A 12,572-nucleotide genomic window follows, 5' to 3' on the forward strand; every position below is an offset into this window, starting at 1 on the left:
TGACGAAATTGGAGACGCGGATGCCCGATTCCAGTACGAAGGAGCTGCAGCCGGAGGAGCGCCACCCAGTTCAGCAGCGCGGCCTGTACTTCGAGGAGTTCGACCTGAAGGCGCTCTACCAGCATCGCCCCGGCCGCACCGTGACCGAGGCCGACAACGTGCTGTTCACGACGATGACCATGAATACCCAATCCCTGCACCTCGACGCGGCCTGGTCGGCAACGCAGCCGTTCGGTGAACGCCTGGTCAATTCCATGTTCACCCTCTCGACCATGGTGGGCAGTTCGGTCGCCCAGTTGACCCAGGGCACGATCGTGGCGAACCTGGGTTTTTCGGCCGTGACGTTTCCGCATCCGCTGCACCACGGCGACACCCTTTATTCGGAGACCATCGTGACCGACAAACGGCTGTCGAAGAGCCGGCCGGGGCAGGGCATCATCACGCTCGAACACAGGGGACGCAACCAGCACGGCGTCATCGTCGGCACGGCCGTGCGCACCGTGCTGGTCTGGTGTCGGGGGGCAGCAGAATGACCGGCCCGTTCGACGGGGGCCCACTCGATCCCGACCTGTTTGAGGAGTATCCGGCCGGCCCCGACCCCTTCGACGACAGCCCGAGCGGGTTGAGCCCCTTTACTCCGGCCCCGTTCACCCTCGGACCGGCGCTGCTGTTCTGCCCGGCCGACCGTCCCGAACGCTACGCGAAGGCCGTTGAGCGCGCCGACGCGGTCATTCTCGACCTCGAAGACGCCGTCGCGCCCGCAGCCCGGGCCGACGCGCGTCGGGCGCTGATTGAGCATCCACTCGACCCGATGCGCACGATCGTGCGCATCAATCCGGCCGACACTGCCGACTTCGCGCTCGACCTGGCCGCGCTGGAGCGCACGGAGTACCGCGATGTGATGCTCGCCAAGACGGTCAGTTTCGGCCAGGTCGAGATGCTCGATGACTTCCGAGTGATCGCGCTCTGCGAGACCGCCGCCGGTGTCATCTCCGCGCCCGAGATTGCCGCGGCACGAAACGTCGTCGCGCTCATGTGGGGTGCCGAAGACCTGGTCGCGTCACTCGGTGGCAGCTCCAGCCGGTTCCCCGACGGCCGCTACCGCGACGTCGCTCGCCAGGCCCGCTCCCAGGTGTTGTTGGCCGCCCGAGCACACGACAAGGCCGCGATCGACACCGTGCACCTCGACATCACCGACGCGGCCGGGCTCAGCGACGAGGCTGCGGATGCCGTCGCGAGCGGCTTCACCGCCACCGCGTGCATCCACCCCAGCCAGGTGGAGGTCATTCGGTCGGCGTACCAGCCGACCACCGCCGAGGTCGACTACGCCCTCGGGCTGCTCGAGGCCGCCGCCAGTGCGCGCGGCGTCTTCCAGCACGAGGGCCGCATGATCGACGGCCCCGTGCTGCGTCACGCCGAGGCCGTGCTGCGCCGCGCAGCCGGCTGAAATTCTCCGGGCCCACCTGAGAGTCCTGGGCCCATGATCCAGCATGGGCCCACTTTCCGGGCCTGGGCGCGGGAGGTAGAGACGCGAGGGGCTAGGCGGCTTTGGTGGCCAGAACCTTTTCGATCGCGTCGACGATCTCGGTCGACTCCGGTTCCACCGAGGAGGCGAAGCGGTCCACGATCTCACCGGTCGGTGTCACCAGAAACTTCTCGAAGTTCCACTTGATTAGACCGGGGAACAGGCCCTGCTTGAACTTCGTCAGCTCCGCGTAGAGCGGATGCTGGTGCTTTCCGCGCACATCGACCTTGGCTGTCATCGGGAAGGTCACGCCGTAGGTCATGCCGCAGAACTCGACGATGTCCTCCTCGGTGCCGGGCTCCTGGCCCATGAACTGGTTGCTCGGCAGCCCAAGCACGACCAGCCCGTCGTCGGCGTAACGCTCGTAGAGTGCCTCCAGTCCAGCGTACTGCGGCGTGAAGCCGCACTTCGAGGCCACGTTGACGACGAGAACCGTCTTGCCCTGGTAGGCGCCGAAGGTGGTTTCTGTTCCGTCGATGAGGGTGAGGGGGATGTCATACAGCGCAGAAGAAGTCATTACAGAATTTTATCGACTTTAGTCTCCATGCTGGCTGCACGGTACCTGTGTAGCTGTAGGCCATCCTGTAACTGCATGGCGCCTGTGTAGATCGTGCATTTCCCCCAAATGGGTGGCACGCTGCGGTATTCTTAGTGCAGCTCAGAAATCATGGCGGTCCATTAGAGGATCCGGGTTTCTGCAGCCCGCGCGGCGCAGCGCATTTTCCCCGCCGACCGGGCTATCACCCCAGTTTCACTCGAACCAGCTCCTCGCAGACACGCCTGTGCGTTTTGCGAGGACTCTCGAACGTGACTGGGTGCTCTGTCTGACTGTCGGCATCCGCTTTCACTCAATTGCACCAGGAGCACCATGAATTCCTACGTATCGAAGCCCACGACACTCACGACCACCGCCAACGAGTACGTCACCCACGACGTTCGCCGAGCGATCACCGCCACCGGCTACGTCAGCGGCACCGCGCGGCACCTCGAGGCCGGCGGATACGTGTCGGCGCAGGCCGCGCCGTGTAGTCGTTAACCAGACCGACCGCCAAGGTCGATGACACGAATCAGGGGACTCCGCCGAGCGCGGGGCCCCTTTTTCGTGCCCGAAACTCCGATCGTGGATGCGTCGGTAGACTAGGGAGGTATCTGGCCGGTATTTTGCTTGCCCGCCAGACACGACACGAGGTACGCGTATGCGCGCTGAGGCCCCCTGAGTATTGCTCGTCGGTCTTTCGCATGCCCGATCTCGGTCCCCACACACCTGGACATGCAGTATCGCAGACAACGAAATGAGATTCATGAATAACCACTACCTCGACCTGAGCACTCCGCCGGCATTGCCGGCCCGCGGCATGCGCATCATCCCGCTCGGAGGCCTCGGCGAGATCGGCCGCAACATGACCGTCTTCGAGCACAAGGGAAAGCTGCTCATCATCGACTGCGGCGTTCTCTTCCCCGAGGACAACCAGCCCGGCATCAACGTGATCCTGCCTGACTTCACGGCCATCCGCGACCGCCTGCAGGACATCGAAGCCATTGTGCTCACCCACGGTCACGAAGACCACATCGGCGCCGTACCCTACCTGCTCAAGGAACGCGGCGACATTCCCGTCGTCGGCTCCAAGCTCACCCTGGCCTTCCTCGCCGCCAAGCTGCAGGAGCACCGCCTCAGCCAGAACTTCATCGAGGTGAAAGAGGGCGAGCGCCGCACGATCGGCCAGTTCGACCTCGAATTCATCGCCGTGAACCACTCCATCCCCGACGGCCTGGCCATCGCCATCCGCACCGAGGCCGGCCTCGTGCTCGCCACCGGTGACTTCAAGATGGACCAGTTCCCGCTCGACAAGCGCCTCACCGACCTGGGCGCCTTCGCGCGTCTGGCCGAAGAGGGCGTGGATCTGTTCATGACCGACTCGACCAACGCCGAGGTTCCCGGCTTCACCACTGCCGAGAAGGATATCGGACCGGCAATCGACACCGTGTTCCGCACCTCCCCGCGCCGCATCATCGTGTCGAGCTTCGCCAGCCACGTGCACCGCATCCAACAGGTCATCGACGCTGCCGCCAAACACAACCGCAAGGTCGCGTTCGTCGGCCGCTCCATGGTGCGCAACATGGGGATTGCGAGCGAGCTCGGCTACCTCAACGTTCCCAAGGGCCTGATCGTCGATATGAAGGCGCTCGAGCGTATGAAGGACGACAAGGTCGTTCTCATCTGCACCGGTTCGCAGGGGGAGCCGATGGCAGCCCTCTCGCGCATGGCAAACCGCGAACACGTCATCAAGATCGGCGAGGGCGACACCGTGCTACTCGCGAGCTCGCTGATCCCCGGCAACGAGAACTCCATCTACCGCGTCATCAACGGCCTGATTCGTTGGGGTGCCAACGTTGTGCACAAGGGCAACGCCAAGGTGCACGTCTCCGGCCACGCGAGCGCCGGCGAGCTCGTCTACTGCTACAACATCGTCAAGCCGGTCAACGTCATGCCGATCCACGGTGAATGGCGTCACCTCACGGCCAACGCCGACCTCGCCATCCAGACCGGCGTCCCCTCGGAGAACGTCATCGTCGTCGAAGACGGCGTCGTTGTCGACCTCATCGACGGCCACGCCAAGGTCACCGGCCGCGTTGTCGCCGACTACGTCTTCGTTGACGGCATGACCGTCGGCGGGGCAGCATCCGCTGCGATGGAAGATCGTCGTAAGCTCGCCGAGGACGGCACCATCACCATTCTCGGAATCCTCAACGCCAAGACCGGCACTCTCTCCGAGCCCGTCGAGTTCCTGGCGCGCGGATTCGTGCACGACGACGAGTGGGTCAAGGGCGCCACCAAGGTCATCGATGAGGCCATGAAGGCCGCGAACCGCATCAAGATCGTGGACGGCGCCGAGCTCGAGGATCTATTCACGCAGTCCGTGAGCCGTTGGATGAACCGCAAGTACCGTCGCAGCCCCGTCATCACCTCCGTGGTCGTCGATGCGTAACCGCTGCATCACCTAGCTGCTACAGCACGAGAAAGGCCGCATCCTCCACGAGGATGCGGCCTTTCTGGTTAGTGAAACACGCTACATAAAGTCGTCGGCCGTCGCGTTCGCAATGTCGATCAGCACGAGCTTCGGGTTCTCCTTGGCAATGGCCTGCAACCGCCACGGCGTGCTGAACAGGGCGAGCAGCGTGCCGTCGGAGCGGGTGAACACCTCCACCTGGCGGGTTCCGGCGAGCACGAGCGCGCTCTCCTTGTCGGTCTTGCGGGCCACCTGGTATGGCAGCGCTTCCATGCGGATATCGGCGTGAAAGTCGTGCACCATGCGGTCTTCGACGACCTCGAACTGCATCGGTCCGACGGCACCGAGCACCGGGGCCTGCTCGCCGCGCACCTCTGAGCGCATCACCTGGATGACGCCCTCATGGTCGAGCTGGTCGATGCCGCGGCGAAACTGCTTGTGCTTGCTGCTGTCTACCGGGCGAATGGCGCGAAAGTGTTCGGGCGAGAACAGTGGTAGCGGCGGAAACTCCACCCGCTCGTCTTCGAAGATCGAGTCGCCCACCCGCAGCGCCGACGCGTTCACGAGTCCGACGATGTCGCCGGGCCAGGCCCGGTCGGTGACGGTACGTTCCTTGCCGAACAATTGCTGGGCATACTTCGTGGCAAAGGGCCGGCCGGTCGCGGCGTGGGTGACGATCATGCCGCGGCGAAATTCGCCGGAGCAGACGCGCACGAAGGCCACGTGGTCGCGGTGCGCCGAGTTCATGCCGGACTGCACCTTGAACACAAACCCCGAGAACGGCGAGGTGACCTTGCGCGGGTTGCCATCGATATCGATGCGGGCTTCGGCCGGCGGCGCGAACTCGACCAGGGTGTCGAGCAGCTGCTGCACCCCGAAGTTCGCCACGGCCGCGCAGAATAGCACCGGGGTGGTCTGGCCGTCGAGAAACAGCTCGGAGTCGTGATTCTGCGACTCAGCGTCGAGCAGCTCAGATTCTTCGACAGCGGATGCCCAGGCCGGGCCCTCTTCTTTGGCCGCGTCACCCGCATCCAGCCGCACCGATTCGGCCACGGTCGCGCCACCAGCCGTGCGGGTGTAACGCAGAAAATCACCGGAACGGCGATCGAGCACACCGCGCAGGTCGCCGGCCTCGCCGACCGGCCAGTTCAACGGCGTCGGCAGCAGACCGGTACGGGTCTGGATCTCATCCATCAGGGCCAGGGGGGTGTCGCCCGGCCGGTCCCACTTATTGATGACGGTGATGACGGGAAGCCCGCGCTGCTTGCAGACCGCGAACAGCTTCATGGTCTGCGGCTCGAGACCCTTGGCGGCGTCGACGAGCATCACCGCGGCATCCACTGCCGAGAGCACCCGAAAGGTGTCCTCGGAAAAGTCGGCGTGGCCGGGGGTATCGACGAGGTTGATCACGGCGTCGTGGTACTCGAACTGAATCGCGGCGCTCGTGACCGAGATGCCGCGAGCCTTTTCCATCTCCATCCAGTCGGAGACGGTACCGCTGCGGCCGGCCTTGCCGTGCGTGGCGCCGGCGGAAGTGATGGCGCGGGCGTGCAGCAGCAGTGCTTCGGTCAGCGTGGACTTTCCGGCGTCCGGGTGAGAGATCACGGCGAAGGTGCGGCGCCTGCGAGCCTCACGGGGAACCTGAGGGTTGGGCACGGAGGCGTCGGTGGTCATGGCTGCTTTCCTGCGGCTGATTCGGGCAGGATACCTCGCCAGAAGATCGAATAGTCGATTCGATAACCGGCGGCCCAGGGCGGATGTGCGCCTGCACATTCAGCCCAATTTTCGCGCAACGGCCAGTCTAACAAATCATGCGGGTACCGACTGTCGACCAATGCAGTCTGGCCCCGCCTTGAGGGTCAGCAGCACCAATTCGCCCCGTTCCGACGCACGTTTTGGTAACGGTTTAGCGTGCCGCCGGAAAATGTCGGTGGCCTCGCCTAAAGTCGGGCCAATAGCAAGCTTCACGCATCAAAAATCCGGCAGAAACGACTGGCCCGGCGAACACCCCGCGGGAGGAGAATCACGATGACCAGACAAACGCTCTCATCCTCCCTCGACGCGATGTCGATCGACCGTTCCGGGCTGGCCGAGTTGACCGTTGGTGCGCCTGTGGTCCGGCGCCAGATTCCGGGGACTGAGTTGTTCGTGCATCCGTTAGCTCTGGGCTGCAACGCCTTCGGCTGGACGGCTAACGGTGAAACCTCAACCGCGATTCTCGACGTTCACCGCGATCTGGGCGGAAATTTTCTGGACACGGCCGACAGCTTCGCCGCCGGTCGCAGCGAGGTGATCATCGGTGGGTGGCTGCGCTCGCGTCGAGCGCGCGCCGAGACCATCGTGGCCACCAAGATCGGACACAACCTCGATAACCCCGGGTTGAGCCAGCGCAGCATCGTCGGCGCCGTCGAGGCCAGCCTGGCTCGGCTCGGCACCGACTATCTCGACCTGCTCTACTTTCACTTCGACGACAAGTCCGTCGCCCTCGAAGAGAGCCTGGTTGCCGTGGACACGCTCGTGCGCGCAGGCAAGGTTCGCCATCTTGCGGCCTCCAACTTCTCGGCTGAGCGCCTGATGCAGGCCCGGGTTCTCTCGGCATTAGGCCTGCCCAAGTTCGTCGCCGTCGAAACGCCGTACAACCTCGTGCACCGTACCGAACTGGAACCGAGTATCGCGGTTGCGGCCGGTGCACAGAATCTCGGTCTCATGCCGGGCTTCGCTCTGGCGCACGGTTTTCTGGCCGGTGCCTATCGCACCAAAGCGGATGCCGCCGGCACCGCCCGCGGTCAGCTCGCGCGGGTTTATGTCAACCGGCGGTCCCTGCGCGTGCTCGCCGTGGTCGATCGCATCGCCGCCGCCCACAGCGTCCCGCCTGCGACGATCGCACTGGCCTGGCTCCTGGCCCGGCCGGATGTGGTCGCACCGATCGCTGGGGCCGGGCAACCTGATCACGTGGCGTCGCTACTGGCGGCGGCGAGCATCCGTCTCGGTCGGACCGATCTGGCCGACCTGGATCGGGTGTCGACCGTCTGATTTCTAGTCGCTCGACTCGTCGAGGACGCGCTGCACGGCACGAATCAGCGCGGTGTGGGCGCCGATCGGGTCGCCGAGGTTGGCGCCCGCGAAGGCACCGTCCCTGGCCAGAAAGAAGTCGTCCGACGCGTCACCGGGCCGGGCATGACCCATGCCGCGGAACAGGTCTTCGACGCTGCGGCCGTACCAATCGCGGTGAGCGGCGACAGCCTGACGTACCGGGTGCGTCGGGTCGGTGAACTGCGCTGCAGCGTTGATGAACGGGCAACCGTGGAATCCCTCGCGGATCACCTGAGCCGAAATTTCGGCTACGACACCGCGCAGGCGTTGCTCGGGGGTGTCGAAGCGTCGCTCCAGCTCGGCGAGAAGCTCCCGAGCGCGTCGGTCCCGACCCTGCAGGTAGACCACGATGAGGGCGTCCTTGGAACGGTAGTACTTATAGAAGGTGGCTTTGGTGACTTTGGACTCGCTGATGATTCGGTCCACACCCACGGTGTGCACGCCCTCGGTGTAGAACAGACGGTCGGCGGTGGCGAGAATGCGCACCTTCGCGTGTGTCGCCGGCCGAACGGCCTCATCTGTCAGCGTGGTCATTCGGGCTCCTCTATCGCGGGCCGTTTGGGGCCCAGATCAGCGCAAAACCGCGGGTTTGGGCAGGTCAGCTCCCAGACTGTAACACACACTAGACAGACCAGTCTGTCGGATCTGACGGCTCGGTTCGATTTGGCCAAACTGGGGGTATCGAACGGTACTGATGTTCAGCGGAACACTACTGGTGCCAGCGTTGTGGCGGTGCCTCCCCGCGGGTACGCCGGCGCGAACGGAGCGGTCAAGTAAGGTTGTGGGTGATATGAACGGTGCAGTCGACTTTCCCCTAGACCAGGCCGAACTCACGTTTCGGGCCGCCGGTGATGCCCTCGTGCGTCGAACCGTTTTGCCGAGTGGGGTGCGCATTCTTAGCGAGCAGGTACCGGGCGCCCGCAGCCTCACCATCGGCTATTGGGTTGCCGTCGGGTCGCGCGACGAGCAGCCCGGCCATTTCGGCTCCACCCACTTTCTCGAACACCTGCTATTCAAGGGCACGCCCACCCGGTCAGCGCTCGACATTGCCATCTCCTTCGACGCGGTCGGCGGCGAACATAACGCCATGACCGCCAAGGAGTACACCTGCTACTACGCAAAGGTGCAAGACCGCGACCTCGGCATGGCCATCGACGTGCTAACCGACATGCTGACCTCGTCCAAACTGGATGCCGGTGAGTTCGAAACCGAGCGCGGCGTCATTCTCGAAGAACTCGCCATGGCCGATGATGACCCGGCCGATGTCGCCAATGAGCGTTTCTTTGAAGCCGTGCTGGGGCAGCATCCGCTCGGTCGCCCGATCGGCGGCAGCGCCGACGACATTCGCGGTGCCACCAGATCGGCCGTCTGGGAGCACTACCAGGCCAACTACCGCCCGCAGGACCTCGTCGTCACTGTCGCCGGCGCTGTTGACCACGACGTGCTCGTCGCCGCCGTCACCCGGGCCCTCGAACTGGCCGGCTGGGACCTCAGCGTCGCGCAGACCCCGGTAAGCCGTCGCGGCGGTGTCGCAGCCGATATTCAGCAGGGCCAGGCGCTCACCATCGTCAAACGGCCACTGGAACAGGCCAATCTGTTGCTCGGAATGCCCGGGCTGCTGGCCACCGACGACCGCCGCGTCACCATGAGTGTGCTCACCTCGATTTTCGGTGGCGGCATGTCGAGCCGGCTGTTCCAGGAGGTGCGCGAGAAGCGCGGCCTGGCCTACTCGGTCTACTCCTTCGCTCCCGGTTACTCCGACGCCGGGCTGTTTGGCATGTACGCCGGATGCACACCGGCCAAGGCCGGCCAGGTCGCCGAGCTCATGCTCAGCGAACTGCACCGCCTCGCCGATTCCGGCGTGACCACCGACGAGATGAAGCGGGCGTCGGGGCAGCTGAGCGGAGCATCCGCTCTCGCGCTGGAAGACTCGGACACGCGGATGTCCCGGCTGGGTCGTTCCGAGATCACCCTCGGTGAGTTCGCCGATCTCGATGAGGCCCTGCGCCGCCTCGCGCTCGTCACCGCGGCCGACGTGCAGGAGCTCGCCGCCGAGCTCGCGAGCGGGCCCGTGTCGATCTCCGCAGTTGGCGCGCTTGACGATGACGCCTTCGCGGCGATCCTCCCCGGCTGAGCCGGCCGCAAAGCTTCTGCAGTATCCGCACCCGCGGACTCCTTGAAATTCGAAATGGACAATGATGCCCCAGTACATCTACCTGGTACGCCACGGCGAGCAGCAGGATGCCGAACACGGCCTGCATGACGGTCCACTATCGCCGCGTGGCAAACGTCAGGCGTTACTGATCGCCGACCGGCTGAGCGGCGTTCCCTTCACCGGCGCGTGGCATTCACCGCTGCAGCGAGCGGCCGAAACCGCCGAAATCATGGCCGAACGGTTGCCGTCGGTGCAGAGCGAATCGTCTGCGTTGCTGTTCGACTGCATTCCTTCTGGCCGGGCTGCCGAAACACCCAAGGCCTACGACCCTTTCTTCGGCTCGGTCACAGAGGACGAAATCGCTGCCGGACGCGCCCAGATGGAAGACGCGGTCGCCGAATTTCTGCAGCCACGTCGCAGCCAGCGGCACGACCTGCTGATCACCCACAATTTCGTGATCGCCTGGTTTGTGCGTGAGGTGCTCGGAGCTCCCGACTGGCGCTGGGTCGGCATCAACCAGGCCAATTGCGGATTGACCGTGCTGCAGCAGAAACCCGGCCGTCCCTGGACGCTGGTCACCCACAACGATCTCGGCCACCTGCCGGTCGAGCTGCGCACCGGACTGCCCGAACCGCTGATGTTCTAATCGACCGGGCGTTGCTGACAGAGATCAATTGGTAGATTGGTTCCATGACAACACGGGTGGCCATTATCGGCGCAACGGGCAAGATGGGCCGCCTGGTTTCCGACCTGATCGACCGAACCGAGGGCTACGAGGTCGTCGCCCGGCTCGATTCCCGCAGCGAGCTGAGCGAGATGCTCGGCGCCGAGATCGCCGTTGACCTGACCCGTCCCGACGTCAGCCGCACCGTCGTCGACTTCGCCACCGAGCACGGTCTGCGGGTGCTCGTGGGCACTTCGGGCTGGAGCCAGGAGGGCATCGACGCACTCGGCCACCGCCTAGAGGGCCGCGACGATACCGGCGTCATTATCATTCCCAACTTCTCGATTGGATCAGTGCTCGCCACGGCGTTCTCCGCCCTGGCCGCCCGATTCTACGACTCCATCGAGATCGTCGAGGCGCACCAGCCCGGCAAGGTTGATTCGCCGTCGGGCACCGCTGTGCGCACCGCCGAACTGATCGGTCGTGCCCGCGCCGAACTGGGCCCGGTGTCTGCTCCGCACACCGACCAGCGGGCCCGCGGGCAGCAGGTCTCGAGTGTGCCCGTGCACAGCCTGCGCCTTGCCGGACTGCTCGCCCGGCAGGACGTGATTCTGGGCGGGACCGGTGAAACGCTCACGATCAGCCACAACACCCTGTCGCCGAGCGCCTACGAGAGCGGCATTCTACTGGCCCTCGCCGCGACACGCACCGCCACCGGGGTGACGGTGGGCCTGGACCAGATCGTCGACCTTGGATTCGATTCGGACACCGCGGGAGCGAACAAATGAAGGGCAAAATCGCCGTCATCGTCATGGCGGTACTCCTGGTTTTCTACCTACTGCTTGCCGGAGTGCGCGCCATTGCGTTCGTCCAGAGTGGGGAACCGGTCGGGATAGCGATCGGCGTGGCGCTGCTCGTCTTGCCGCTGATCGGATTCTGGGCGCTCGCGCGGGAGATTACCTTCGGCATCCGCTCGGAGCGGCTGGTGCGTCAGCTCGACGAACTCGGGGGGTTTCCGTCGAACGACCTGCCGGTGCGTCCGAGCGGTCGTCCTTATCGGGACGCTGCCGACGCTCAGTTTCCGGCGGCCCAGGCCGAGGTTGAGGCGGAACCCGAGAATTGGCAGTCCTGGCTACGTCTCGGCCTGGCCTACGACGCCTCCGGCGACCGCAAACGTGCGCGCGGCGCGATTCGCACGGCGATCACCCTCGAGCGCACGCGCTAGAGCCAGCGCCGCTACGGCTGGCGCAGCATCCAGGCGATCGCGGTGGCCGGCGTACGCTGAGCGAACTCGAATCCGTCGTCGAGCAGCTTCTGGGGGCTCACCTGCTGATCGGCGAGCAGCAGTTGGCGGGCGGCATCCTGTAACAGAAAAGTCAGTATCGGTTTCGGTACCGGCAGCCGGAACGGCCGGTGCAGCGCTGCGGCGAGTGTGCTGATGATGTCGTTGGCCGTCGCGGGGGTCGGCCCGACCAGGTTTACCGGGCCGGACAGGGTCGAGGTCAACAGGTGCACGATCGCCGTGGCCTCGTCGTGCAGGCTGATCCAGGCCCAGTGCTGCATTCCGCTGCCGAGCGGCCCGGCCAGACCGAGCTTGGCCAGCGGCAGCACGGGTTTGAGCGCCCCGCCCTTGGCTAAAACCAGACCGGTCCGCAGAGTGACGACGCGGGTCGATTCGGGTGCGAGTTGCGCCTCGGCTTCCCAACGCGTGACCACCTCGGCGAGAAAATCGGTGCCGACAGCGGATGCCTCGCTCAGTACTTCCCCCGGCCGATTCCCATAGATCCCCACCGCAGAGCCGTTCAGCAGAACGGTCGGCGGGTTCGTTGACCGACGCAGCGCGTCGGTCAACGTGCGCGTGGCGTGCAGACGGGATTGCAGGATTTCCTGGCGGTACCCGCTTGTCCACGGCAGCCGCGCCAGCGACGCGCCGGACAGGTTGACGACGGCGTCGATGTCGTCGAGCACGCTCGGATCCAAAACCAACGTGGCCGGGTCCCAACGAATCTCGTTGGGACCGAGGGCCTCGCGTCGTACCAGCCGCACCGGGGTGTGGCCGGCAGTTTCGACCTGGCGGCTAAGCTCCCTGCCGATGAGACCGGATGCGCCGGCAATCAGAACGCGCAT

13 protein-coding genes are annotated in these 12,572 nt (G+C 65.0%); 9 read left to right on the forward strand and 4 right to left on the reverse strand.

Annotated elements, in window-relative coordinates; translation table 11 throughout:
- Nucleotides 1-20: 20 nt before the first annotated feature.
- Nucleotides 21-533, forward strand: coding sequence for a MaoC family dehydratase (locus E3T41_RS02995; RefSeq protein WP_092449936.1), 513 nt, complete (start codon nucleotides 21-23; stop codon nucleotides 531-533).
- Complete coding sequence (locus E3T41_RS03000; RefSeq protein ID WP_134477284.1) at nucleotides 530-1,447, forward strand: CoA ester lyase; 918 nt, start codon at nucleotides 530-532, stop codon at nucleotides 1,445-1,447. Before E3T41_RS02995 ends, E3T41_RS03000 begins: the two co-directional genes overlap by 4 nt.
- Nucleotides 1,448-1,538: 91 nt before the next feature.
- On the opposite strand, the gene E3T41_RS03005 is transcribed toward E3T41_RS03000, so the two are convergent.
- Nucleotides 1,539-2,042 (reverse strand): glutathione peroxidase, encoded by a 504-nt coding sequence (locus tag E3T41_RS03005; protein ID WP_134477286.1) that lies wholly within the window; start codon nucleotides 2,040-2,042, stop codon nucleotides 1,539-1,541.
- Nucleotides 2,043-2,393: 351 nt separating this feature from the next.
- Here E3T41_RS03005 and E3T41_RS17770 point away from each other — a divergent pair, with 351 nt between their 5' ends.
- Nucleotides 2,394-2,561 carry a hypothetical protein gene (locus E3T41_RS17770; RefSeq protein ID WP_158251629.1) on the forward strand — a complete coding sequence of 56 codons (168 nt, stop codon included), beginning with the start codon at nucleotides 2,394-2,396 and terminating at the stop codon, nucleotides 2,559-2,561.
- A gap of 265 nt (nucleotides 2,562-2,826) precedes the next feature.
- Nucleotides 2,827-4,512, forward strand: coding sequence for a ribonuclease J (locus E3T41_RS03010; RefSeq protein WP_134477288.1), 1,686 nt, complete (start codon nucleotides 2,827-2,829; stop codon nucleotides 4,510-4,512).
- Between the two features lie 81 nt (nucleotides 4,513-4,593).
- Here E3T41_RS03010 and E3T41_RS03015 read toward each other — a convergent pair whose 3' ends face one another.
- Complete coding sequence (locus tag E3T41_RS03015; protein ID WP_104132414.1) at nucleotides 4,594-6,207, reverse strand: peptide chain release factor 3; 1,614 nt, start codon at nucleotides 6,205-6,207, stop codon at nucleotides 4,594-4,596.
- Between the two features lie 354 nt (nucleotides 6,208-6,561).
- Between E3T41_RS03015 and E3T41_RS03020 the strand changes: the two genes are divergently transcribed.
- On the forward strand, nucleotides 6,562-7,566 hold the full coding sequence (locus E3T41_RS03020; RefSeq protein ID WP_233195237.1) for an aldo/keto reductase: 1,005 nt from the start codon (nucleotides 6,562-6,564) through the stop codon (nucleotides 7,564-7,566).
- A gap of 3 nt (nucleotides 7,567-7,569) precedes the next feature.
- Here the strand turns inward: E3T41_RS03020 and E3T41_RS03025 are convergent, their stop codons facing one another.
- Nucleotides 7,570-8,160, reverse strand: a complete 591-nt coding sequence (locus tag E3T41_RS03025) for a TetR/AcrR family transcriptional regulator (RefSeq protein ID WP_092449925.1) — start codon at nucleotides 8,158-8,160, stop codon at nucleotides 7,570-7,572.
- Between the two features lie 256 nt (nucleotides 8,161-8,416).
- Here E3T41_RS03025 and E3T41_RS03030 point away from each other — a divergent pair, with 256 nt between their 5' ends.
- The 4 genes from E3T41_RS03030 to E3T41_RS03045 all read left to right on the forward strand — a co-directional run bounded on the left by E3T41_RS03030 (nucleotide 8,417) and on the right by E3T41_RS03045 (nucleotide 11,670).
- A complete protein-coding gene (locus E3T41_RS03030) occupies nucleotides 8,417-9,760 on the forward strand; it encodes a pitrilysin family protein (RefSeq protein ID WP_092449923.1) in 1,344 nt (447 codons plus the stop codon).
- A 64-nt stretch (nucleotides 9,761-9,824) separates the two neighbouring features.
- Nucleotides 9,825-10,427 carry a histidine phosphatase family protein gene (locus E3T41_RS03035; RefSeq protein ID WP_092450135.1) on the forward strand — a complete coding sequence of 201 codons (603 nt, stop codon included), beginning with the start codon at nucleotides 9,825-9,827 and terminating at the stop codon, nucleotides 10,425-10,427.
- 44 nt (nucleotides 10,428-10,471) lie between these two features.
- The gene (gene dapB / locus E3T41_RS03040; protein WP_134477290.1) at nucleotides 10,472-11,233 is read left to right on the forward strand and encodes a 4-hydroxy-tetrahydrodipicolinate reductase; all 762 of its coding nucleotides are present in this window, start codon (nucleotides 10,472-10,474) and stop codon (nucleotides 11,231-11,233) included.
- On the forward strand, nucleotides 11,230-11,670 hold the full coding sequence (locus tag E3T41_RS03045; protein ID WP_092449920.1) for a hypothetical protein: 441 nt from the start codon (nucleotides 11,230-11,232) through the stop codon (nucleotides 11,668-11,670). The genes dapB and E3T41_RS03045 overlap by 4 nt, the downstream gene beginning before the upstream one ends.
- Before the next feature lie 11 nt (nucleotides 11,671-11,681).
- On the opposite strand, the gene E3T41_RS03050 is transcribed toward E3T41_RS03045, so the two are convergent.
- Nucleotides 11,682-12,572 (reverse strand): TIGR01777 family oxidoreductase, encoded by an 891-nt coding sequence (locus tag E3T41_RS03050; RefSeq protein ID WP_134477292.1) that lies wholly within the window; start codon nucleotides 12,570-12,572, stop codon nucleotides 11,682-11,684.

This window comes from Cryobacterium sp. Hh38 (genome assembly GCF_004403235.1).
Taxonomy (GTDB): domain Bacteria; phylum Actinomycetota; class Actinomycetes; order Actinomycetales; family Microbacteriaceae; genus Cryobacterium; species Cryobacterium levicorallinum.

Bases quoted from the DNA above. Each gene is read 5' to 3' on its own strand.
- E3T41_RS02995 (WP_092449936.1), top strand. From the start codon at position 21: ATGCCCGATTCCAGTACGAAGGAGCTGCAGCCGGAGGAGCGCCACCCA.
- E3T41_RS03000 (WP_134477284.1), top strand. From the start codon at position 530: ATGACCGGCCCGTTCGACGGGGGCCCACTCGATCCCGACCTGTTTGAG.
- E3T41_RS03005 (WP_134477286.1), bottom strand. From the start codon at position 2,042: ATGACTTCTTCTGCGCTGTATGACATCCCCCTCACCCTCATCGACGGA.
- E3T41_RS17770 (WP_158251629.1), top strand. From the start codon at position 2,394: ATGAATTCCTACGTATCGAAGCCCACGACACTCACGACCACCGCCAAC.
- E3T41_RS03010 (WP_134477288.1), top strand. From the start codon at position 2,827: ATGAATAACCACTACCTCGACCTGAGCACTCCGCCGGCATTGCCGGCC.
- E3T41_RS03015 (WP_104132414.1), bottom strand. From the start codon at position 6,207: ATGACCACCGACGCCTCCGTGCCCAACCCTCAGGTTCCCCGTGAGGCT.
- E3T41_RS03020 (WP_233195237.1), top strand. From the start codon at position 6,562: ATGACCAGACAAACGCTCTCATCCTCCCTCGACGCGATGTCGATCGAC.
- E3T41_RS03025 (WP_092449925.1), bottom strand. From the start codon at position 8,160: ATGACCACGCTGACAGATGAGGCCGTTCGGCCGGCGACACACGCGAAG.
- E3T41_RS03030 (WP_092449923.1), top strand. From the start codon at position 8,417: ATGAACGGTGCAGTCGACTTTCCCCTAGACCAGGCCGAACTCACGTTT.
- E3T41_RS03035 (WP_092450135.1), top strand. From the start codon at position 9,825: ATGCCCCAGTACATCTACCTGGTACGCCACGGCGAGCAGCAGGATGCC.
- dapB (WP_134477290.1), top strand. From the start codon at position 10,472: ATGACAACACGGGTGGCCATTATCGGCGCAACGGGCAAGATGGGCCGC.
- E3T41_RS03045 (WP_092449920.1), top strand. From the start codon at position 11,230: ATGAAGGGCAAAATCGCCGTCATCGTCATGGCGGTACTCCTGGTTTTC.
- E3T41_RS03050 (WP_134477292.1), bottom strand. From the start codon at position 12,572: ATGCGCGTTCTGATTGCCGGCGCATCCGGTCTCATCGGCAGGGAGCTT.